This window comes from Flavobacterium sp. SLB02, from assembly GCF_009664855.1.
GTDB lineage: Bacteria > Bacteroidota > Bacteroidia > Flavobacteriales > Flavobacteriaceae > Flavobacterium.
In genome coordinates, this window is record NZ_CP045928.1 from 985,051 (window position 1) to 1,006,683 (window position 21,633).

At 34.6% G+C, this 21,633-nt stretch carries 12 protein-coding genes; all 12 read right to left on the bottom strand.

Features of this window, described 5'->3' with window-relative positions; translation table 11 throughout:
- Positions 1 to 427: 427 nt before the first annotated feature.
- The 12 genes from GIY83_RS25145 to GIY83_RS04085 all read right to left on the bottom strand — a co-directional run bounded on the left by GIY83_RS25145 (position 428) and on the right by GIY83_RS04085 (position 21,213).
- The gene (locus GIY83_RS25145) at positions 428 to 523 is read right to left on the bottom strand and encodes a PDDEXK nuclease domain-containing protein (RefSeq protein ID WP_208684923.1); all 96 of its coding nucleotides are present in this window, start codon (positions 521 to 523) and stop codon (positions 428 to 430) included.
- 259 nt (positions 524 to 782) lie between these two features.
- Positions 783 to 1,787 (bottom strand): isoaspartyl peptidase/L-asparaginase family protein, encoded by a 1,005-nt coding sequence (locus GIY83_RS04035; protein WP_208684925.1) that lies wholly within the window; start codon positions 1,785 to 1,787, stop codon positions 783 to 785.
- Between the two features lie 128 nt (positions 1,788 to 1,915).
- The gene (locus GIY83_RS04040) at positions 1,916 to 2,818 is read right to left on the bottom strand and encodes an ROK family protein (RefSeq protein WP_208684927.1); all 903 of its coding nucleotides are present in this window, start codon (positions 2,816 to 2,818) and stop codon (positions 1,916 to 1,918) included.
- 184 nt (positions 2,819 to 3,002) lie between these two features.
- Positions 3,003 to 4,466, bottom strand: coding sequence for a glycoside hydrolase family 125 protein (locus GIY83_RS04045; protein ID WP_208684929.1), 1,464 nt, complete (start codon positions 4,464 to 4,466; stop codon positions 3,003 to 3,005).
- A 4-nt stretch (positions 4,467 to 4,470) separates the two neighbouring features.
- The gene (locus GIY83_RS04050; protein WP_208684931.1) at positions 4,471 to 6,756 is read right to left on the bottom strand and encodes a GH92 family glycosyl hydrolase; all 2,286 of its coding nucleotides are present in this window, start codon (positions 6,754 to 6,756) and stop codon (positions 4,471 to 4,473) included.
- A 62-nt stretch (positions 6,757 to 6,818) separates the two neighbouring features.
- Positions 6,819 to 9,083, bottom strand: coding sequence for a GH92 family glycosyl hydrolase (locus GIY83_RS04055; RefSeq protein ID WP_208684933.1), 2,265 nt, complete (start codon positions 9,081 to 9,083; stop codon positions 6,819 to 6,821).
- A 151-nt stretch (positions 9,084 to 9,234) separates the two neighbouring features.
- Entirely contained in the window at positions 9,235 to 11,226 is a 1,992-nt protein-coding gene (locus GIY83_RS04060; RefSeq protein WP_208684935.1) for a glycoside hydrolase family 2 protein, read from the bottom strand.
- Between the two features lie 441 nt (positions 11,227 to 11,667).
- On the bottom strand, positions 11,668 to 13,182 hold the full coding sequence (locus tag GIY83_RS04065; protein ID WP_208684937.1) for a SusD/RagB family nutrient-binding outer membrane lipoprotein: 1,515 nt from the start codon (positions 13,180 to 13,182) through the stop codon (positions 11,668 to 11,670).
- Between the two features lie 15 nt (positions 13,183 to 13,197).
- Complete coding sequence (locus GIY83_RS04070) at positions 13,198 to 16,287, bottom strand: SusC/RagA family TonB-linked outer membrane protein (protein WP_229029207.1); 3,090 nt, start codon at positions 16,285 to 16,287, stop codon at positions 13,198 to 13,200.
- Positions 16,288 to 16,585: 298 nt separating this feature from the next.
- Positions 16,586 to 17,596 carry a LacI family DNA-binding transcriptional regulator gene (locus GIY83_RS04075; protein WP_208684941.1) on the bottom strand — a complete coding sequence of 337 codons (1,011 nt, stop codon included), beginning with the start codon at positions 17,594 to 17,596 and terminating at the stop codon, positions 16,586 to 16,588.
- 308 nt (positions 17,597 to 17,904) lie between these two features.
- Positions 17,905 to 18,873, bottom strand: coding sequence for a type I phosphomannose isomerase catalytic subunit (locus tag GIY83_RS04080; protein WP_208684943.1), 969 nt, complete (start codon positions 18,871 to 18,873; stop codon positions 17,905 to 17,907).
- 237 nt (positions 18,874 to 19,110) lie between these two features.
- Positions 19,111 to 21,213: a glycoside hydrolase family 97 protein gene (locus GIY83_RS04085; RefSeq protein ID WP_208684945.1), complete on the bottom strand. Its 2,103-nt coding sequence runs from the start codon at positions 21,211 to 21,213 to the stop codon at positions 19,111 to 19,113.
- Between the last annotated feature and the right edge of the window lie 420 nt (positions 21,214 to 21,633).

Below are 21,633 nucleotides of genomic sequence, written 5' to 3' on the forward strand. Positions count from 1 at the left end.
ACAACAATATTAATCTAATTTATCATTTGAATTTATATAATTTCGACCAACAACAATTTTAAAAGAGTGTTGGTCTCTTAAAAAATACATAAAGATAAAGTGTAGGGGATACCTTTTTGCCATAAAAGGTAAGGAAGTTTTTAAAAGATATTTCACCACTGTGAGTTTTCTGGCAGAATCATGGCACAGGAAGTTTGTGAAAAAATATATTGAAAATCAGATACTAAAAGGTTAGGTTCGAATGTGCAGCTATCTAGAAAGACCATGTAGTCTCATTAAACAAAACCTCCAAAATCAAATGACTTAGGAGATTCATAAAATTTAAGTTTTTTTTTATTGTACTAATGTTATTTGTATTAGCACTTTTAAAATCTTACTGTTCTTCGTTAGCATTTACGCTTAATTTATCGATATTTTCTTTCACCAATTACTCTAATTGATATGTGGCAACTCCCAAAGGTTTATCTAGTCCACGCATCGCATATTCTACTTTTCTATTTCTTTTTGATACACAAAGCAGCACCCTTATTGTTCTCTCATCAGGAGGTGTTTTGAGCTTTTCTTATATTGCACTAATGTAGTTTGATTTGACTCCATTTTTTTGACTTAAGGCATTATAAATTTCTGATTATCTGTAAATATTAGATGGGAACAATTAACCACCAACGCATCTGATACATTACCGAAATACTGTCAGCTTTTAAACGAAAAAATGCGCAAAGCCTAAAGACTATTACGCATTAAAAAACAATTAACCCTCGATAGAGTTAACTAAAAAAATCTTATTTCAGGAAATAATTGGCATCGATTAATTTATTTCCTGTATCATCATATACCGCATAATTAAAACCACCCTGAACGCAATAAGAACCATATTCTCCTGATTTGTTCAAGGCTATAAAACCTACCTGAATATCTTTTAAATCTTTGTTTCTATTCTTCGACAATTTTACGATTCTTGCTACAGCTTCTTCACAGGCTTGTTGAGGTGATTTTCCTTGTCGCATTAATTCGACAACCAAATGACAACCCGAAATTCTGATTACTTCTTCACCATGACCTGTTGCTGTTGCCGCGCCAATTTCATTATCAACATATAAACCTGCTCCAATAATTGGAGAATCTCCTACCCGACCGTGCATTTTAAAAGCCATTCCGCTTGTGGTACATGCGCCTGAAAGATTTCCGTTGAAGTCCAGAGCAATCATTCCAATTGTATCGTGATTTTCGATATTGGCGATTGGTTTGTATTTATTGTCTTTCAGCCATTCTTTCCATTCTTTTTCGGATTCTTCTGTTAACAGATTTTCCTTTTTAAAACCTTGTGTTAAGGCAAATTGTAATGCTCCATCGCCAACCAACATTACGTGAGACGTTTTTTCCATTACTGCTCTTGCAACTGATATGGGATGTTTTATATATTCTAAACAGGCTACTGAACCAATATTGGCATTTTCATCCATAATACAAGCGTCCAACGTTACACGACCATCTCGATCAGGGCGTCCGCCATAACCTACACTTCTTTCTTTTGGATCGCCTTCGGGAATTTTAACTCCTGCTTCGACAGCATCTAAAGCAGTTCCATTCTTTTTTAAAACTTCCCAGGCAGCTTCATTTGCGGGAATCCCAAATCGCCATGTCGAAAGTACGATTGGCTTTTTTCCTTTCTTAGATACCAAGACTTTTTCTTCTTCTTTCGAATCTGAATTAAAAGATTGCAATGCCACAGCGACTGAAGCAATTGCTGCCGTTTTTATAAAATTTCTACGATTTGAATTTGTCATATTGAATAAATTTTGAAACCATATAAAGCTAAAAAAATTAAACCATATAAGTAATATAAGAACATTAAAGCCAAGCTGTCAAAATCCTTTTTACATGAACTTATATTACTTATATGGTTAAAAAAAATCTACGCTGTATAAAGCAAACTTGTAGCGCCCAATAAAGCTGCGATTTCATTATCTGTCGAAACAGAAACGGTTACATTGCTTCCTGTTTCTTTTATTTTTTTGATGAAAACCGGTAAGAAAAACTCACTGGCATTTGCAATTTTTCCTCCAATAATAAAACTATCGGCAGAGAAATTCTCTAACCACGGAATAACAATTGCGGCTAAATCCTCTCCCATTTTTCCGAATACTTTTATTGCCATTTCATCTCCTGTCTTAGCCAGATTAAAAAGCTCTAAACCATTGTTGAGTTTTTTTCCGCTTAAAGCAAAATAACCACCTATAAGTCCGCGTGCCGAAACGTAATCTTCAGCAATTCCTTCTTTGTATGGAAGGTTGTATATTTCGCCATCTTTTGGCACTAAATTTCCAGTACTAATTGATTCTCCTTTGTCTATAAAACAAGCGCCAAGTCCTGTACCTAATGTGATCGCCATTACTTTTTTAGAAAGGTTTTTAGCGTCTTTAAAAACTTCGCCTTTGCCAAAACAAACCGCATCATTTTCGAAAAGAATCGGAAAATCATTTGACAGATTCAGTTTGTCCTGAAACAAATCCCGAACATTTAATCCGTAAAAATGCTCGTATTTTGATTGTCCTTTTATCCAGCAAACTCCCTTGGTATAATCAAACGGACCCGGCATACAAACTGCCAGTCCTGTTGTGTTGACTACTTTAGAATTTTCGATAGAAATCCTGATTGCTTTTTCCCAAATAGTCATCACTTCTTCCACCGGCAAATTAGAATCAAATGACTCTTTATGCAAGGAGAAATCAATCACTTTCATATCTGTTATATCAATAATCGCTGCGGTGATATGCGTGCCTCCAATGTCTAATCCAACGGCATATTCTTTATTCATTCTTATTATTTTTGGAATTGAACCATTATAAAAGCTAAGAAAAATTTAGTTTTTTTCACCATTAAGAAATTAAGAAAAATTAAGCCACAATACTTAATAACCTTAATCTCTTAATGGTTAATATTTTCTTCATTAAAAAAAACTTAATTTTTATTAATCTCTTAATGATTTGATATTTTTTAGTTTAAATGTTTTTGTCTTTTAAAATTTGAGGATAATGAACGCTGGTGTGAACAATCATTTCTCCAAATAAGGTATTTGCCCATGCAAACCATTTTCTGGTGAACTTATTCACATCATCTTTATGAAACGATTCGTGCATAAATCCAGTATCGGCATTTGTTTTGATCAAATTACCAATACAATGTTTTATTTCATTTTCATCAACACTGGTAATAGCTCTCAATACAATACTCATTGGCCAGATTGTATCTGCTCCTGTATGTGGGCCTCCAACTCCTTCGCCTGCTTTTCCTTTATAGAAAAACGGATTATTCTCTGAAAGCACAACTTTTCTTGTATTCAGATAAAGTGGACTATCCGGTTCAATCGCGCCTAAGTATGGTAATGATAATAAGGAAGGAACATTGGCATCATCCATCATGTGGAAACTTCCGTATCCGTTTACTTCAAAAGCAATTATTTTTCCAAATTTCGGATGATCAATGATTCCGTTTTCTTCTAATCCTTTCTGAACCTGACCTTGTAATTCTTTTGCTTTAGCAACTAAATTATCGTCTTTTAATGCTGATAAAGAGAAAATTTCCTGAAGATATCCTAACACCTCAATAGCAAACATATTACTAGGAATCAAGTATCCAAACAAAGTACTATCGTCACTTGGTCTGAAAGTCGACACAATTAGTCCGCATGGTTTTACCGGATATCCGTAACCGCTTAGCGGTACGCCATCTGTAGCCCAAGCTGTTACTCTCTGAAAATTATACGGTCCTTTATCGGTCCAACGCTGTTGTTCTTTGAAGGTTTGTAAAACCAAAAGCATGGCTTCTTTCCATTTGCTGTCGAACAAACTGATATCTCCTGTTTCCTTCCAATAGCCGTGCGCCAATCGTATTGGATAACACAAACTGTCTATCTCCCATTTGCGCTCATGAATACCAGGCTGCATTTTGGTCATATCATTTTTCCATTCGCTTACCTGATTGAAATCTTTATAAAAAGCATTCGCATAAGGGTCAAGCAAAATACATTTTGTCTGACGATTGATTACTCCTTTTACCAATTCGGCCAGTTTTTTATCTTCTTTTACAAACGGAATATAAGGCCAAATTTGTGCTGTACTATCACGCAACCACATCGCATCGATATCTCCTGTAATGACATAAGTGTCCGGTTTCCCGTCGATGATTTCAAAATCTACCGTTGTATCTAATGTATTAGGAAAACAGTTTTCGAATAACCATGCCAATTCCGGATTTGCGATTTGTTTTTTGATTCTAACAATTGCAGCTTCAACAGCTTTACTTGTAAATTTTCTTTCGGCTAATGGCGGTCTTTTGGTAATAAAATCTTTTAAGGCAAAATTGAAAGCATCCGATTGCATTCCAAAAACATCGGTTTGAAGTGCCAATAATCCTGCTGAAAAGATTCCTGTATTTTTTATAAATTTTCTACGTGATGATTGCATAGTATTATTTTGAAGTTGAATAAGAATATGGATAGGCACTTGGCGAAGTTCCTCTTTGTAAATTAGGCGAACTTGTCATGTCAAAATTTAATTCGCCACCTTTTAATACATCAAAATGATTGATATAATTTTTAGTGTGAGTTTCATTATTCCATTTTAAATCCTTAACATATCTGTTGATTTCAGAATTCTCTGGTGCATTTATAACAAGCTCTTTTCCGTTTTCTAACTGTAAGGTAAGTTTCTTAAATAATGGTGCTCCAAGAACATATTCTTCTGTTCCCGGGCAAACTGGATAGAATCCCATTGCTGAGAAAATATACCAGGCCGAAGTTTGTCCGTTATCCTCGTCTCCGCAATATCCATCAGGAATTGGTTTGTACAAACGGTTCATTACTTCTCTTGACCAATATTGTGTTTTCCAGGGTTCGCCTGCATAATTGTACAAATAAATCATGTGCTGAATTGGTTGGTTTCCGTGAGCATATTGTCCCATATTCATGATTTGCATTTCACGGATTTCATGAATAACAGCTCCATAATAACTATCGTCAAAAACCGGAGGTGTTGAAAAAACAGCGTCTAGTTTGGCTGTAAAATTTTTCTCTCCGCCCATTAGATCAATCAAACCATTTATGTCGTGAAAAACGCTCCAGCTGTAATGCCATGCATTTCCTTCGGTAAAAGCATCTCCCCATTTAAACGGATTAAAATTCTTGGGAAAACTTCCATCTTTATTTCTACCGCTCATCAAACCAATTTCAGGATTATAAAGCTTTTTATAATTCATCATTCGTTTTTCCAATAAATTGATTTCTTTTTTCGGACGGTTTAAAGCTTTCGCTAATTTCCAAATTGCAAAATCATCATAAGCATATTCTAATGTTCTGGCTGCATTTTCATTGATATTTACATCATACGGGACATAACCTAAAGTATTGTAATATTCTACTCCTTTTCTTCCAACTGCTTCTAGTGGGCCTGCATTATTGGCTCCATGCAATAAAGCCTCGTATAATTTATCAATGTCGTAACCCCGTAATCCCTTCATATAAGCATCAGAAACCACAGATGCTGAGTTATTCCCAACCATTACATTTCTAAAACCCGGACTTGACCATTCCGGCAAGAAACCACCCTCTTTGTAATCATTGATTAGTCCTTCCTGCATTTCTTTATTGATTGAAGGATAAACTAAATTTAGCAAAGGATATAAAGCTCTAAAAGTGTCCCAAAAGCCTGTTCCTGCAAACATATAACCTGGTAAAACTTGACCATTATAAGGGCTATAATGCACTGTTTCGCCTTTTGCGTTTATTTCATATTGTTTCTGCGGAAAACAAACTGTTCTGTACAAACAAGAATAAAATGTTTTTAATTGTTCATCACTTCCACCTTCGGCAGTTAATCTTCCCAGAACTTTATTCCATTCTTGTTTAGATTGCGCTACAGTTTCATTAAATGATGCTGTTCCTAATTCGCTCTTCAAATTCAATTCGGCTTGTTCCGTACTTATAAATGATGAAGCGACTTTTACATTTACGATTTCTCCTTTTTTGGTTTGAAACCCAACAACTGCTCCTACGTGATTGGCATTAGATTCTAATTTGCCTTTTTCTAAAATCGTATCATTCCACGTATAATTAGTGGCAAATGGCTTATCGAATTGCAATACAAAATAGTTCTTGAAATTCTCCGGAACTCCTCCGCTATTACGAGTTGTATAACCTATAATTTTATTTTCTGACTGAATTATTTTGATATAAGATCCTTTGTCAAATGCATCAATTACAATTGAAGATTGTTCGTTTTCCGGAAATGTAATCTGAAAATGTGCTGCTCTTTCTGTCGCTGTAATTTCGGTTGTCACATCATAATCAGCAAGATATACGCTATAATAATACGGTTTTGAAACCTCCGCTTTATGACTGAACCAGCTTCCTCTTTCGACTTCTGCAAAAGCTAATTTTCCCGTTACCGGCATGATCGAAAACTGTCCGTAGTCGTTCATCCAAGGTGAAGGCTGATGCGTTTGTTTAAACCCTCTAATTTTATCTGCGGTATAAATATATGCCCATCCATCACCCATTTTTCCGGTTTGTGGCGTCCAGAAATTCATTCCCCAAGGTCTGCAAATGGCAGGATAGGTATTCCCGTTAGAAAGACTATGCAAAGATTGTGTTCCCATTAATGGATTTACATATTCTACAGGATCTAAAGCTTTAACTTGTGCATTTACAAAAACGCAACATTGTAATACCCCTAAAAAAATTAAACTTTTTATTTTCATGTTCTGTGAATTGTTTTTTTTTGAAATGTGATCTGTAAATTGTAAACTGTGACTGAAAACTCCTAAAGCGGTCTATCTACTTTTTTCACTCCAAAAGTTGTCGACGGCTTGCTTCCCATAAACAATTTCAACTCCCCTCCTTTTACAATCATATCATGTGTGATGTATGATTTTGTATAGGGTTTTCCGTTGTACTCTGCTTTTTGAATATAGATGTTTGTTTTGCTATTATTTACAGCATTCAATGTAAATGAAATTCCTTCCTTATGATGAATTGTCGCTGTATTTACTAATGGACTTCCTAAAACATAAATTCCGTTTGCCGGATTAACCGAATAGAATCCCATTGAAGAGAAAACATACCAAGCTGACATTTGTCCTAAATCTTCATTTCCGCATAATCCGTCTGGTTTTGTTGAGTAGAATTTATCGTCAATTTCACGGATTAGTTTTGCGGTTTTCCAAGGTTGTCCTGCGTAAGCGTACAAATACGGAATATGGTGATTTGGCTCATTTCCTTGTGCATATTGGCCAATTAATCCGCTAATATCGGGTGAAATTTCTTCTCCTTCTACTTTGTCTGTTATTAGGAAAAGTGAATCTAATTTGGCTAAAAATTTATCTTCACTTCCAAATAATTCAATTAAACCATAAGGATCCTGAGGAACTAACCAAGTGTATTGCCACGCATTTCCTTCTACATAATCGTCTTTACGATGCGCTGATGAAAGCGGATTGAATGGTGTTCTCCAATTTCCATCCGTCAATTTCCCTCTCATGAAAGTAGTTTCTTTATCGAAATAAAGCTTATACAAATTGGCTCTTTTGGTGAAATAAGTATAATCCTCTGCTTTACCTAAAGATTTTGCCATTTGTGCCACACAATAATCGTCGATCGCATATTCTAAAGCATTCCCGACAGATTCTAATATTTTATCAGCAGGAATATATTCTAATTTTTGAACGTAATCCATTCCGTCACGGGTTTGCATAGCCGTTTTTTTGATCGCTTCGTATGCCAATGCTGTATCATAATCTCTGTACCCTTTCATATAAGCATCTACAATAACAGCAATCGAGTGATTTCCATTCATGGTATTAGTTTCATTACCCATTAAATGCCAAACCGGTAATCTGCCTTGTTGCTCGTAGATTGCTAAAAATGATTTTACAATATCATTGATTTTATCCGGTTGTGTAATCGTATATAAAGGATGTAAAGCTCTGTAGGTATCCCAAAGTGAAAAAGTGGTGTAGTTTGTGAAATTTGCTTTTTCGTATACTTTTTTATCTGTTCCTCTGTAATCTCCCTTTACGTCATTGAAAATTGAAGGTGCGAACATGGTATGATACATTGCAGTGTAAAAAACTTTCATGATTTTATCGTCTGCTTTGATCTGAATTTTATTTAGTTCCTTGTTCCATTTTGAAGTCGCCGCTTTTGCTACAGCATTAAAATCCCAACCCGGAATCTCTGCTTTGATATTTGCAGAAGCGTTCTCTGAACTTACCGGAGAAATTCCGACTTTTACTAAAACTTGTTTATTTTTTAAAGTTGCGAAATCCAAAACTGCTTTCATTTTTAACCCTTCACCTTCGTTTCCTAAAACAGCCGTTGTATTGTCATACAAAGCCATATTTGAAATTGGCTCAGAAAATTCCATTGTAAAGAAAATACGCTGATCGGCAGCCCAACCCGCAGAATATCTATATCCTATAAGGGTCGTTTCGTTTATTTTTTTAATGAATGTTTTTACCGGTTTGTCCCATCCGATACCATCGGCTAAATCTAATAAAACGTGATTATCAGTAGTAGCATTAAAAGTATATTTATGAAATCCTACTCTTTCACTAGCCGTTAGCTCTGCTTTGATTTTATATTTATCTAATAAAACACTGTAATATCCAGCTTTACTTACTTCATTTTTATGAGAGAAATAAGAACCGTAACCAGTTGCCATATCTTCTTTTGTTCCTTTGGTAAGTGGCACTTTTCCTGAAACAGGAAGCAACAGAATATCATTTAAATCGCCAATTCCGGTTCCGCTTAAATGCGTGTGTGTAAATCCTAAAATGGTATTACTGGCGTAGTTGTATCCGCTGCACCAATCCCAACCTTCAAAAACATTTACGGGTCCTAATTGTACGGCTCCAAAAGGAACATTCGCACCCACAAATACATGTCCATGTCCTGCAGATCCTATAAAGGGATTTACATATTGGGTATAATCTAAACTAGCTTGCTTTGCTTTCTTTTCCTGCGAAATTGCAGGTAAATTAATTAGCATAATTATAGCGAAAACAATGTGTTTGTATTTTGTAATCATATTATTGTTTTTTATTTTTACTTGTTTGAATGATGGGCCACCGATGACAATGGTTAAAGAGGTTTAGTCCGATTTTTTTAATCTTTGAACCTAAAGACGCACTGCTGTGCGCCTCTACAGAAAACCTCTCTTCCTTTGTCACTTTGAACCTTTAATTGTACCTTCTAAGAACGTCATATAGAGAATAAACTCTCACCTCTGGTTTTACAATTTCACATTCAAAAGAGATTGTTTTTTCTTCGCCTGTCTTTAAACTGAAATAATTATCACTCCATTTTCCGGTATATCCTTTTATAGAAACATTTACATATTTAGCCTCTTTTAAGGCTTTCAGAGTCAGTTTATTTCCTTTTAACACCCAGGTGATTTTTGGGTCTTCGAGTTTTAAACTTATCGGACGTGTTAAATCAATTTCTGGTGTTTTATCATCTCTATACGCTTCTTTCATGGCATACCAGGCGGCTTTTGGCTGCCGATCATAATAGTCCGTTACGCTCCAACTTGCAACTGGCCAGCAATCGTTAAGCTGCCAAACTAAAGTTCCCATATTATAAGGCGCTTTTGAACGATGAATTCCGATAATATTTTTAAGGGAATAATATTGTAAACATTGTGTGAGGTAGGTGTAGTCCTCAACATTCATTTTTTTTATTTTGGTCGAATCAATGAAATATCTGTTCAAATAAGAATCTAATTTCAGGAACCCTTTTCCGGCTTTTTGATGTGCCTGCAAAATATCGGAATATAAATAGCGGTCTTCTGGCAAACTGAATTTTTCAACGGACGAATAATTTGGCATCGCTTGCATTCCGTATTCGCTCACAAAACGTCCTGTTTTATTTTGTATGGCTTCCACGTCTTCTAATCCCCACCAGGTTCCCCAATAATGGCTATCTCCTTCGGTAAGGCTTTTTTCTTTCGACCAATGAAATGACGGTGATGAACTAATATATGGTCGTTTGTTATCGACTTCTTTTACCCATTTTGGTATACTGTCCTGAAACAAACGAACGTAATCTTTCCATAAACGAATAGAATCTTGTTTTGGCATTTTCATACTTTTTTGCCATCCCCAATCTTTAAAGGCTTCGTCTATTTCATTGTTTCCACACCATAAAACAATGCTTTTATGATGGCGTAAGCGTTTTACCTGATATTGAACTTCTTTTTTTACATTGGCAAAAAAAGCATCATCTCCCGGTACCATTGTTCCGGCAAACATGAAATCCTGCCAAACATAGATTCCGTTTTTATCGCATAAATCGTAGAAGTAATCATCTTCATAAACTCCTCCCCCCCAAACACGAAGCATATTCATATTGGCATCTTTGGCCATACCAATTACTTTTTCGTATTCTTTTTTGGTTACTCTCGAAAGAAATGCATCTGATGGAATATAATTGGCGCCTTTCATATAAACCGGCTTTCCATCTATTTTAAAATAGAATGTTTTACCAACATTATCCGGCTCTTGTACCAATTCGATTTTGCGATCTAAAACATAAGGCTTCTCCTGAGTTTTTTGATCGTAAGCTTCTAATCGTGGTGTTTTCCAAATTCCGCAAGTAGTGAATTTTGGTCCCCAATCCCATCCAAAATGATATTGCGCTTTACGCACATAAGCACGTGGGTTATCCGGAATTACAAATGGCAAGTCTTTTTTGGCAAGTGAATCAACTACATTTTGTGCCGATTTAAACACAACTACCAAATCATTATTTCCTGATTTCAATATCTTTTTTACATTTACACGCCATTGAAGGAACATATTATCGGCTTTTAAAACCAATTCATTGTTCAGGTAAACAGTAGCATAAGTGTCTAATCCGTCAAAAACCAGTTCTGTGTTTTTCTTTTTTAAAGTTTCCGGACTTACTTTAAAAGTAGTTTTATATTCCCAATCTTTCTTTTCGATCCATTCTATTTTTTTCTCATTGTCTCTGTAAAATGGATCTGGAATTACTTTATTATTGAGTAAATCGGTATGGATTTCTCCGGGAACTGTTGCAGGATTCCATTTTTCTGTTTTTACTTCCCGGTATTGCCAGGCCGTTTTTATATCAATGTTTTGAGCATTTGCAGCCAATGAAAAATTGATGAGACAAATTCCTACAAACCAGTAAAAGCTTTTTTTACATTCCATTCTTAATGAGTAATAAATTATATATGCATTGCAATTCAATTGTTGGCAGTTTGAGAAGGATAATTGATTTTTCAATTATTCCTTCTCAGTAGGTTTTATATCAGAATAAAAGGTAACTAACAAAATATCCAGAAATCATTTCCTTTTTTACAGCTGCCAAGCTTTAATTCTTATTTTAGTCCCGAAGCTTCGGGATTGATTTTAGATTGTTTTAAAAAATCGAAAAGCTAATCACTAATTTTATGTTCTTTTGATGATAATCCCATCTTTTTCAGCAGAAGCGACTCTGTCTTTGCGAAAAAAAAGGTTTTAAAACTATTGAACGAATTGTTCATAAACTCCTCTAATTTAATGAAAATCAAAATAGAAATTAAAAAATAAGCCGGGCGGTACAGGTATTCTTGCCCGGCTTAATTCAACTAACTAACCAAAATTTTAAAACTATTTATCCCACCAAATTCTGGTTGTCATTAAATCCAACCCCTGGCGAGCTATCGCTGCTTTATAATTAGCCTCATTTGTTATCAATTCTGACTGATCATAAATTAATCTTCTTGGTACTGTTCCTTTTGTTTCTCCCGTAGGATCATTAACAGGAACTAAAACCGGATATCCTGTTCTTCTGTATTCTGAGAATGCTTCAAAACCGTTGAACAACAATACAATCCATTTTTGGGTTATAATTTGTTCGATTTTTTCAGCCTCAGTTCCAGCAGCTTTAAAAGGATGAGCTGTAATGTAAGTATTGTATTCAGCAAGTGAAACTGCCGGTACTTTGTCACCAAAAATAACCAGAACTTCCATTGCAGCTCTTACTCCGTCTTCGTAGTATTTTTGTGCTGTTCCGCCAACATTCCAGCCTTTTACTGCCGCTTCTGCCAATATAAATTGTACCTCAGCATAAGACATAATCAAAGTTGGTGCATCTAGACGCAATACTGTAGAAGTGTTAGGATCAGAGAATAATTTTTTGTCTCCACCCGGAAATTCTTTCGCATCATTTGCAAGTCCTTGTTGGTTTGCAGGATTGTTGTCTCCTGTAGCTTCCAATTTGGCATAAATTCTTAAACGAGGATCGTTATTGTTTTTCAACATATCGATAAACGTTTTACTGTATTTTATATTGGCATCTCCTCCGTTCAGATCATTTCTAACCCAAGATGAAGTGATTGGATTTGTTTTGACTCCAGCCGGACCTGCATCATGTTTTAAAACAAGGCTGTCATCATTAGAAGTAAAAACACCATTAGCTACTGCTTTCTCAACATATTGTTGCGCTTTTGCAGGATTTACTTTAGACAAACGCATTGCTACTCTCAACATTAATGAATTTGCCAATTTTTTCCATTTGGCAACATTACCCTGGTAATATAAATCGGCGTTACCAACAAATGATTTATTAGCATCTAATGCATCACCAGCTTCGTCTAATTCTTTTAAAAGGTCATTATAGATAGCTTCTTGTGTGTCATATTTTGGGGCAAAAACATTTCCGTTATATCCTTTTCCTGCTTCGAAATAAGGAATTTCACCATAAGTATCGGTCAACTTTTGAAACATGAAAACTTTCATGATTCTACAAGCTTGAATCATATTGCTATTTTCAGGTGAGTCTTTTACAACAGACATTAACTGAAAAACCTGATTCAATCCTTTACCGTAAGTTTCTCCAAAAAGTGATCCTGAATATTCAGAAGAATAGGTGTATTTTGAACCTGGTCCTCCTAATGAAGAAAATTGTTGAACGATTTGAGCTGCGTAAGCGTTGTTTCCTCTTGTATTAGAATAATCTTGTCCGTCTACATAAATTTCAGCAAGTGTAAACATTGATTTTACAGCTGGATCTGTCAATGCATTTGGATTCGTATTCATTTCCTCGAATCCTTTATCGCATGAAGAGAATGTCATAGCACTAACAATTGCGATACAGAATATTTTGATATATTTATTTTTCATCTTTCAATTTTATTATTAAAATTTAACATTAAGACTTACACCATAGTTTCTTGTCAAAGGCATAGATGCTCTTTCAAGTCCTTGTGCATTACTATTAGAATAGTTTGACTCTGGATCGATGTTTGGAACTTTATCATAAATTGTCCATAAATTATGAGCAGAAAATGCTAAGCTTACCGATTGAAATGGTGTTTTTGCCAGATGTGCTTTTGGGAAATTATAGCTGAAAGAAATCGCTCTTAACTTCACAAAATCAGCATCGTATACAAAGTTTGATGTTACATCACTATAACTTCTCCAGTAATCGTATGCAGAAACAGTTGTGTTTACAGGATTTCCGTTAACATCTTTACCAGATACCTGAATTCCTCCTTCACGACCTGGAAGTGTTTGTTCTGACAATCCGTAACGAGTTCCTAATTGGTTGGTAGCAGAATAGATTTCTCCTCCAAATTTAGCATCTACGAAAACTGAAAGTGTGAAATTTTTATATTGAAAGTCATTTGAAAGTCCCATTGAAGTTGGTGCTACACCTTGCCCTGCAATAATTAAATCTCCTCTCATGAATTTACCGTTTGTATCAATTACGATATTTCCTTGTTTATCTCTTAAATAATCATAAGCCTTGATAACTCCAAAAGGTTCTCCTTTTTGTAAAACAACAGAAGCTCTTGAATCTCTGTTTCCTTCTAATGATTTGGTTGTAATCTTATCCGAAAGACTAACTACTTCACTATCATTGTAAGCAAAATTATATCCAACGCTCCAAGAGAAACTTGGTGTTTTAACCGCTTTTACATTCACTGCAAATTCAACCCCTTGGTTCAGGATTTCTCCCACGTTGATTTTTGTAGTTCTGTAACCAGAAGCTTGCGAAATATCAGCATCAGCTATATCGTTTGTTGTCCTTTTTTGGTAAAAAGTCAAATCTGTACTTACTCTGTTATTGAAGAATGTATTCTCGAAACCAAATTCGATAGTACTTACATTGTAAGGTTTTAAGAATTTGTTTGGAACTGTTTCTCCATTAACACCCAAAATTGGTTGTCCTTGAGAATCTGTTTGTCCGTCTGGCGAAGTATAAGTCAATGACAAAGCGTAAGCGTCTGGCAAAGCTCCTCCTACGTTACCCCAACCTGCTCTTAATTTTCCGTAAGAGATCCATTCTGGCAAATCGATAATTTGAGAATAAATGAAACTTGAACTTACAGATGGGTAAAAAGTACTGTTATTTGATGGATCTAAAGTCGAAAACCAATCTTCACGACCTGTTAAACTAAGGTATAAGAAATCTTTGTAACCTAAATCGGCTGAATAAAAAAGGGAGTTTACTTCACTTTCTGAAAATATTTTTTCACTTTGCACAGGTTGTGTATTTCCGTAGAAATATTTGAAGGGAACTATAAAATTGTTTCCTTTCATTTTAATTCCGCTGTATCTGTTGTGTTGACGGTTAGCTCCAATGAAAGCATCCAAAGAAAGATTTTTTGCAATATCGCCTTTATATCCTAAAAAGGCAGAAGCGTTATATTCTGAACGGCCTTCAACTCTGTTTTCATAAGATCCACCTGGACTATAATTGATTCCTGTAGGTTCTATTTCAGTATATTCATAATTGATATCATCAATACCAATTACACCTTTTGCGTAAATTTTATCTGTAATGTTATAATTTACTTTAGCAGAACCAATAAAACGTTTTCTAAGGTCATCATTAAGATCTTCTTGTGTTGCAAAATACGGATTGGTATGGTAGTTATTTGTTCCAAAATAATCTGCTTCACCTCCGTTTTCATCATATCCGTTATTGATCCATCTAATGTCTGTTCCCGGAGTCAAAAATGTTGTTGGGAAAGAAGGATTTCTAGGCGAATCATTCAAATAAGGTCTGTTATGACTTTTCTCTGTAATATATTGCGCGTTAGTTTCTACACTAATTTTTTTGTTTGGTGCCGAATTCAAACTCAAAGACACGTTATTTCTTGCGAAATTTGTTCCTGGCAAAATAGACTCATCTTTAGTGTTTCCAAAAGATAATCTGAAATTAGTAGTTTCACTTCCACCAGAAATAGCTAAAGTATTACTGAAAGAATATCCTGTTCTGTAGAAATTTTCAACGTTGTCTTTTCCGTAAGCTTGGTATGGTCTAGTTTTTCCGTCAAGCGAAAGAGAAGGTGTTCCGTCGTATTTATCTCCCCATGCAAAATAGTACGAATCTCTAAGTTCCTGTAAGTTTGAAAATCTTGTTGCAACACCATTTACAGGCGCTCCGGCTCCGTATTGATCTTGCCAGTGTAAAAGACTTGCAGGTGTGTTAAAAGTAGAATTTGTATTAAAATCTACTCCAATTCCAGTTCCGTTTTTACCTTTTTTAGTTGTAATTAAGATAACACCATTTGATCCTCTGTACCCGTAAAGAGCAGAAGCAGCACTACCTTTTAATACAGACATAGAAGCAATATCGTCCGGATTGAAAGAAGACATACCATCTCCTTTATCCGCTCCACCCCACATATTTGCATTTCCTTGTTGACTGTTATCGATCGGAATTCCGTCTACCACGTACAAAGGCTGGTTAAGTCCAGAAGCTGAAGTTGCTCCACGAATTACTACACGGCTTGAACCAGAAGGTCCTGTGACCGGCGCAGAAACGTTAACTCCGGCAATTTTTCCCTGAAGGGCATTTCCTAAGTTAATTTCTTTATTTTTTGTCAGGTCTTCTCCTTTTATTTCTCCAACTGCATAACCTAAACTTTTCTTTTGTTTTTTAACTCCAAATGAAGTTACTACAACGTCCTTTAATTCCTGTGTATTTTCTATCAATACAACTGAAACTCTGTTTTCATTCTCTTGAAGCACTACTTGTTTTGATGCAAAACCTATAGAAGATACGTTTAAAATTACCTTTCCTGCCGGAACATTCATCTTAAATCGACCTTCGGCGTCAGTAATTGCGCTAAACGGTTTTCCCTGAACCTCAATGGATGCAGCAACAACTCCCTTGTTCTCTGCATCAGCCACTATGCCTGTTATTAATCGGTTTTGTGCAACAGCTCCTAAGCTACTCAACAATACCATTCCTAACACTGCCAATATTCGTTTCATAAGCATTTTTTTTTGGTTTTTTGTTTTGATTTTTGTTTTAACGTGATTGTTTTTAATAATTAGTAATAAAATTTGAACTCAGTTTAATATGATATCTAAAGATCTGCACCTCTAAATACTATGACTTAACAGCAACGTAAAGATTTTTCCTAATTTTAAGAAATCGATATAGTGAACACGTTAAAAAAAATAACTGGTTATCAGTTGAGTCTTCTAAAATTCACTAAAACGATTTAGTAAAATGATTAAAAAAAAACGAAACGTTTTTTTTTATTTTGTTTTGATATTATCCTTAGAATCAAACAGATTCCCGGATTATTAATTTGCCTTTTTTAAGGCTTTTTTCAATTTCATATTTCTCCATATCTGCCATCTGACTCATTAATAACTGTATGGATTTAACAGCGATATCTTCAATAGGCTGTGCAATAACAGTGATGGATGGTGTATGCAACTTAAAACTGTCATGATCATCAAAACTAATAACCGAAATATCTTCCGGAATTTTGATTCCCATTTTTTTAAAAGCCAGAAGTCCTGCCAATCCCAAATAATTTGTTAAGAACAAAACAGCATCAATATTTGTATTTTTTTCAAAAAAACTTACTACTGCCGCGATTCTCGTTTCTTCATTACTACGGTACTCCATATGAAGTACAAGTGACTCATCATAAATTCCTTTTTCTTTTAAGGCATCCCGATAACCGTCTTCTCTTAATTTCATCTGAACCATTCCAGAGCTACTATTTACCACAGCTATATTTTTACAGCCTTTATTGATCAAAAAATTTGTGGCTGTATTAGCTGCTTCGTAGTTATCCATCACAACATGGCTTACTCTTTGACCCGGAAAATACCTATCGATTAATACAACAGGTTTTTTCAATTTTAAAAGAAGATCTATTTTCTCTTCAAGATTTTGCGTTGGCGTAATAATAAAACCATCTACATTTGCTTGCAAAAGACTATGCATCAACTCCTCAGAACGTTCATCATCTCCACCAGTACTACAATAAAAAACTCTGTAATCTATGCTTTTAGCTTCATCTTCTATAACCCTGGCAAGATCTGCAAAAAACTGATTCGAAATATCTTCAACAATAAGTCCGATAGATCTTGTCTTTCCAGTTCTAAGGCTGGTTGCAATCATGCTGGGTCTGTAGTTAAGCTTCTCAGCAACTCCCTGCACTTTTTTAATTACCGCAGGACTGATTCCCATTTTCTCGCCTTTATTATTAATGACAAAAGATACAGTAGATATAGACACTTGCGCCTCTGTGGCAATATCCTTAATAGTAATCTTTTTCATTTAGCGAATTAATTTTTCATTAACTTGTTGTTAATTGTATCACAAATATATATATAAAAATAAATACTAAAACGATTTTGTAGTTATTTTTTTTAAACAAATCATTATTTTAGAGTTAATTAAACATAGAATCATTAGTATTTACAGGTATTTTTTTAATTACGCCAAAATAAAAGTTATTCTTTTAGTATGAATAATCTGCAATAAAAAAATTAGCACAGTCACAAAGTTTCCCTTTTTAATATTTCCTTGCGACTCTTCTCTTTTATGAAAACAAACAAACTCAAAAGTTTCCTTCGATTCTATTTTTACAAAATGAATACTTCTAAAATTGAAGCTGAACCATTTAAGCTATAAGTATGCATGTCTGCTGGAATTAACACTGTATCGCCCTTCTTATATTTATATGTTACATTCTCAAATCTAATTTCAAAAGAACCTTCAATACACATATAAACTGTAAAATTATCTCCGTTTTTACTCACTTCAATTTTTCTGTCAAGCGGAAGAAAGTTCGTTGTAAAATAAGGACAATCTACCACTACATTTGATTGATTTGAAGTCGTTTGGTATTTCTTGTATGTATCAACTTTATTGTAATTAATCGCATCAAGGGCCAGATCAACATGTAATTCTCTTTTATTTCCCTGAGCATCTACTCGGTCAAAATCATACAATCGATATGTAATGTCTGATGTCTGCTGAATCTCAGCCACAACCAATCCTGCACCTATTGCATGAACTGTTCCTGTTTCCAGAAAAAACACATCGCCAGCTTTAACTTTTACATCATCAAGAATAGAAACCAAAGTTTTACTATGAAGATTTTCCAAATATTCATCTTTGCTTGAATTCTCTTTAAAACCTACAATAATGCGTGCATCAGTGTCTGCCTGCATTACATACCACATTTCGGTTTTACCAAAAGAATTATGACGTTCTTTTGCTAATTTATCATTTGGATGAACTTGTATCGATAAATCTTCTCTTGCATCTAGGTATTTAAAAAGCAAAGGAAATTGATTTCCAAATCTTGCATAAACTGCTGTCCCTAAAATTTCGTTTGGTGATTGATCAATTAACTCTGTTAATGATTTTCCTTTTAATAGTCCATTTGCAACAACACTCACATCGCCTTCTACTGTAGATAATTCCCAGCTTTCTCCCGTAATTTCAGAAACAATTGGCTTATTAAGAACTGTTTTTAATTTTTCTCCACCCCAAATTCTGTCTTTCAGAATTGGTTCAAATTGCAAAGGGTAAACTTTTGTGCTCATTTTATATTTTTTATTAGTATCGACTTCTTTTTTTTGCCACGAATTTTCACTAATTAATCTGTATAAATCCGTTTAGTACATGTCATCCTCGTGCCATTTCTCAAACTTTTTCTCTCGCAGATTTGGCAGATTAAGCAGACTTTTTTTTAGAAAAATATTAGAAGGAAAAAAATCGTTTAATCCGTGTTTTCGCTTTAACGCATCTGTGTCATCCGTGTATCAGTTCTCAAACAATATTTACTTTAAAGAAATAGCAACTCCGCCACTCGCTGCCAGTTTTTGTTTTAGTTTGGTTTTGCTATTGACGCTCATTTTTCGGATGTTATACGATTGTGGATTCGTTTTATAATCCGCTGTTTTTCCATCTTCGTAAATTATTGCTGTGTATGATTTTCCGGCTGGCAAAAAGCTAAAATCAATCAAAGCTGTCCGTGAATTTTCATCTGTTATTCCACCTACAAACCATTCTTGTTTTCCTTTAGTTTTTCTTGCAATTGTGATATAATCGCCGGGTTCCGCTTCCAAAATATAAGTCTCATCCCAATCAAGTGCCACATCTTTTATAAACTGAAAAGCATCTTTGAAACGCATATAATTTTCCGGTAAATCTGCCGCCATTTGCAACGGACTATACATTGTAACGTACAGTGCCAATTGCTTGACAAGTGTTGTACTCAACTTATTCTTCTTAGATCCATACACTGATAAATCTCCCTGAAAAATTCCTGGCGTATAATCCATTGGACCTCCCATTAATCGGGTAAAAGGCAAAATCGTAGTGTGATCGGGATGAATTCCTTCCATAGATTCAAACTCAGTTCCACGTGCCGATTCCTGAGCAAACCAGTTAGGATACGTGCGATGTAAACCTGTTGGTCGAACAGCTTCGTGAGAATCTACCATGATTTTATGTTTTGCAGCCTCTTTGGCTACATAAATATAATGATTGACCATTTGCTGTCCGTCATGATGTTCTCCTCTTGGAATAATTGGCCCAACATAACCTGTTTTTACAGCATTGTAATTATTATCAACCATGAAGTTTAAAGCGTCATTTAGTTGTCGTTCGTATTCGGCTGTTGAAGATGTGGTTTCATGATGCATGATAATTTTCACATTCTTCTTGCTTGCATATTGGCTTAAATCTTTTACATCAAAATCCGGATATGCTTTTGTAAAACTATAAATGCGTTCTTTCTTAAAAGCTGTATTATCCTCCCAACCTTGATTCCATCCTTCTACTAAAACGGCGTCAAAACCATTTGTTGCAGCAAAATCAATATATTCTTTTACATGTTTTGTATTTGCTCCGTGTGTATTATTAGGTTTTAATTTGGAGAAATCTGTTGCACCAATCACAACATCCTGATTATCCGAATATGCCCATGTAGAACCTCCTCCAGTAAAATATTCCCACCAAACACCAATATATTTAACGGGTTTAATCCATGAAACATCTTCAAAATTACATGGTTCATTAAGATTTAAAATCATTTTTGAAGCCAGAATATTTCTCGCATCATCACTCACTACAATTGTTCGCCAAGGCGTAAAACTACCAGTCTGAATATATCCTTTATTACCTACAGCATCAGGAACAAGATGGGAACTTAGTGAAAAAGTCTTATCGTCGAGATTAAGACACATTGCAGGATAATTTTTTAAAGCTGCTTCGTGAATATTGATGTAAAGTCCATCATTTGTTTTCATCATCAAAGGCGTTTGTGTAGCCAAATTTTTAATCGTTGTTTGGGCGGCCAAAGAAACATGAGTTGCATTATATACGAGAGACTCCATCTCAGATATTTTAGAGGTCGTATAACTATATTCATTCGTATCATAATCTCCCGGAATCCAAAAAAGTTTATGATCTCCCGTTAAATTAAACTCGGTGGTTTCTTCCTGAATAATAAAATGACGTAAATTATCTTGTACCGGAAACTCGTATCTAAAACCTAAACCGTCATTAAACAAACGGAAATAAATCAATATTTTTCGATTGCTTTTATTCTGAACAAGATCAGCTTTCAACTCATTGTAGTGATTTCTAATTTCTTTTTGTTCTCCTAACAGCGGTTTCCAAATACTATTTTCGGTTTGAAATTTTGTATTCACAATCTGAAAATCTTTATTGAGCATAATATCTGATTTCAAAACAAAACCTAATTTACTCTCTTTGATTACTTCTTTTTTCTTGAAATTTAGAGTATAAACCGGCGTTCCTTCTTTGTTTATATTGAAAGTCAAAACCAGATTTCCATCAGGAGATTTTAATTCCTGAGCATTTAGAAATGCATTAAAAGTAATAACAAAAAAAAAGATAAGAAATATATTTCTCATAACAGAAGGTGTTTCAATAGTTGCTAAATCGATTTAGCAAACATAATGAAATTTATTAAATATCTCCGAGTCTTCCCTTAATAAAATTTCACCCTCGGTATCCAGTATCACATACGAAAAAGTGATAACAGTACTTAACAGATAATAATTGGTAACCTAAAACAACAAGACATTTTAATGAGTTTACTATAGGCGAAACTTTTCTAAAATCTGTACTGATAATCTATCGATAAATATTTTTTTTCACTACAGTATTAAGATAAATTGCAGAGTTTTAAATCCGAATCCGAGACCAATAAATTAAATTCTACCTACGGCTCAAATCTATTAGAATTAAAATTTCTGTTTGAATTAGTACTTAAAATTTATCACATGAAAATGGACATGTTATTTCTTCTTTATAATTTTTTGCGTAAATGG

Excerpts from the sequence above, each read along its gene's own strand:
- GIY83_RS04035 (WP_208684925.1), bottom strand. The coding sequence starts at position 1,787 with ATGACAAATTCAAATCGTAGAAATTTTATAAAAACGGCAGCAATTGCT.
- GIY83_RS04040 (WP_208684927.1), bottom strand. The coding sequence starts at position 2,818 with ATGAATAAAGAATATGCCGTTGGATTAGACATTGGAGGCACGCATATC.
- GIY83_RS04045 (WP_208684929.1), bottom strand. The coding sequence starts at position 4,466 with ATGCAATCATCACGTAGAAAATTTATAAAAAATACAGGAATCTTTTCA.
- GIY83_RS04050 (WP_208684931.1), bottom strand. The coding sequence starts at position 6,756 with ATGAAAATAAAAAGTTTAATTTTTTTAGGGGTATTACAATGTTGCGTT.
- GIY83_RS04055 (WP_208684933.1), bottom strand. The coding sequence starts at position 9,083 with ATGATTACAAAATACAAACACATTGTTTTCGCTATAATTATGCTAATT.
- GIY83_RS04060 (WP_208684935.1), bottom strand. The coding sequence starts at position 11,226 with ATGGAATGTAAAAAAAGCTTTTACTGGTTTGTAGGAATTTGTCTCATC.
- GIY83_RS04065 (WP_208684937.1), bottom strand. The coding sequence starts at position 13,182 with ATGAAAAATAAATATATCAAAATATTCTGTATCGCAATTGTTAGTGCT.
- GIY83_RS04070 (WP_229029207.1), bottom strand. The coding sequence starts at position 16,287 with ATGAAACGAATATTGGCAGTGTTAGGAATGGTATTGTTGAGTAGCTTA.
- GIY83_RS04075 (WP_208684941.1), bottom strand. The coding sequence starts at position 17,596 with ATGAAAAAGATTACTATTAAGGATATTGCCACAGAGGCGCAAGTGTCT.
- GIY83_RS04080 (WP_208684943.1), bottom strand. The coding sequence starts at position 18,873 with ATGAGCACAAAAGTTTACCCTTTGCAATTTGAACCAATTCTGAAAGAC.
- GIY83_RS04085 (WP_208684945.1), bottom strand. The coding sequence starts at position 21,213 with ATGAGAAATATATTTCTTATCTTTTTTTTTGTTATTACTTTTAATGCA.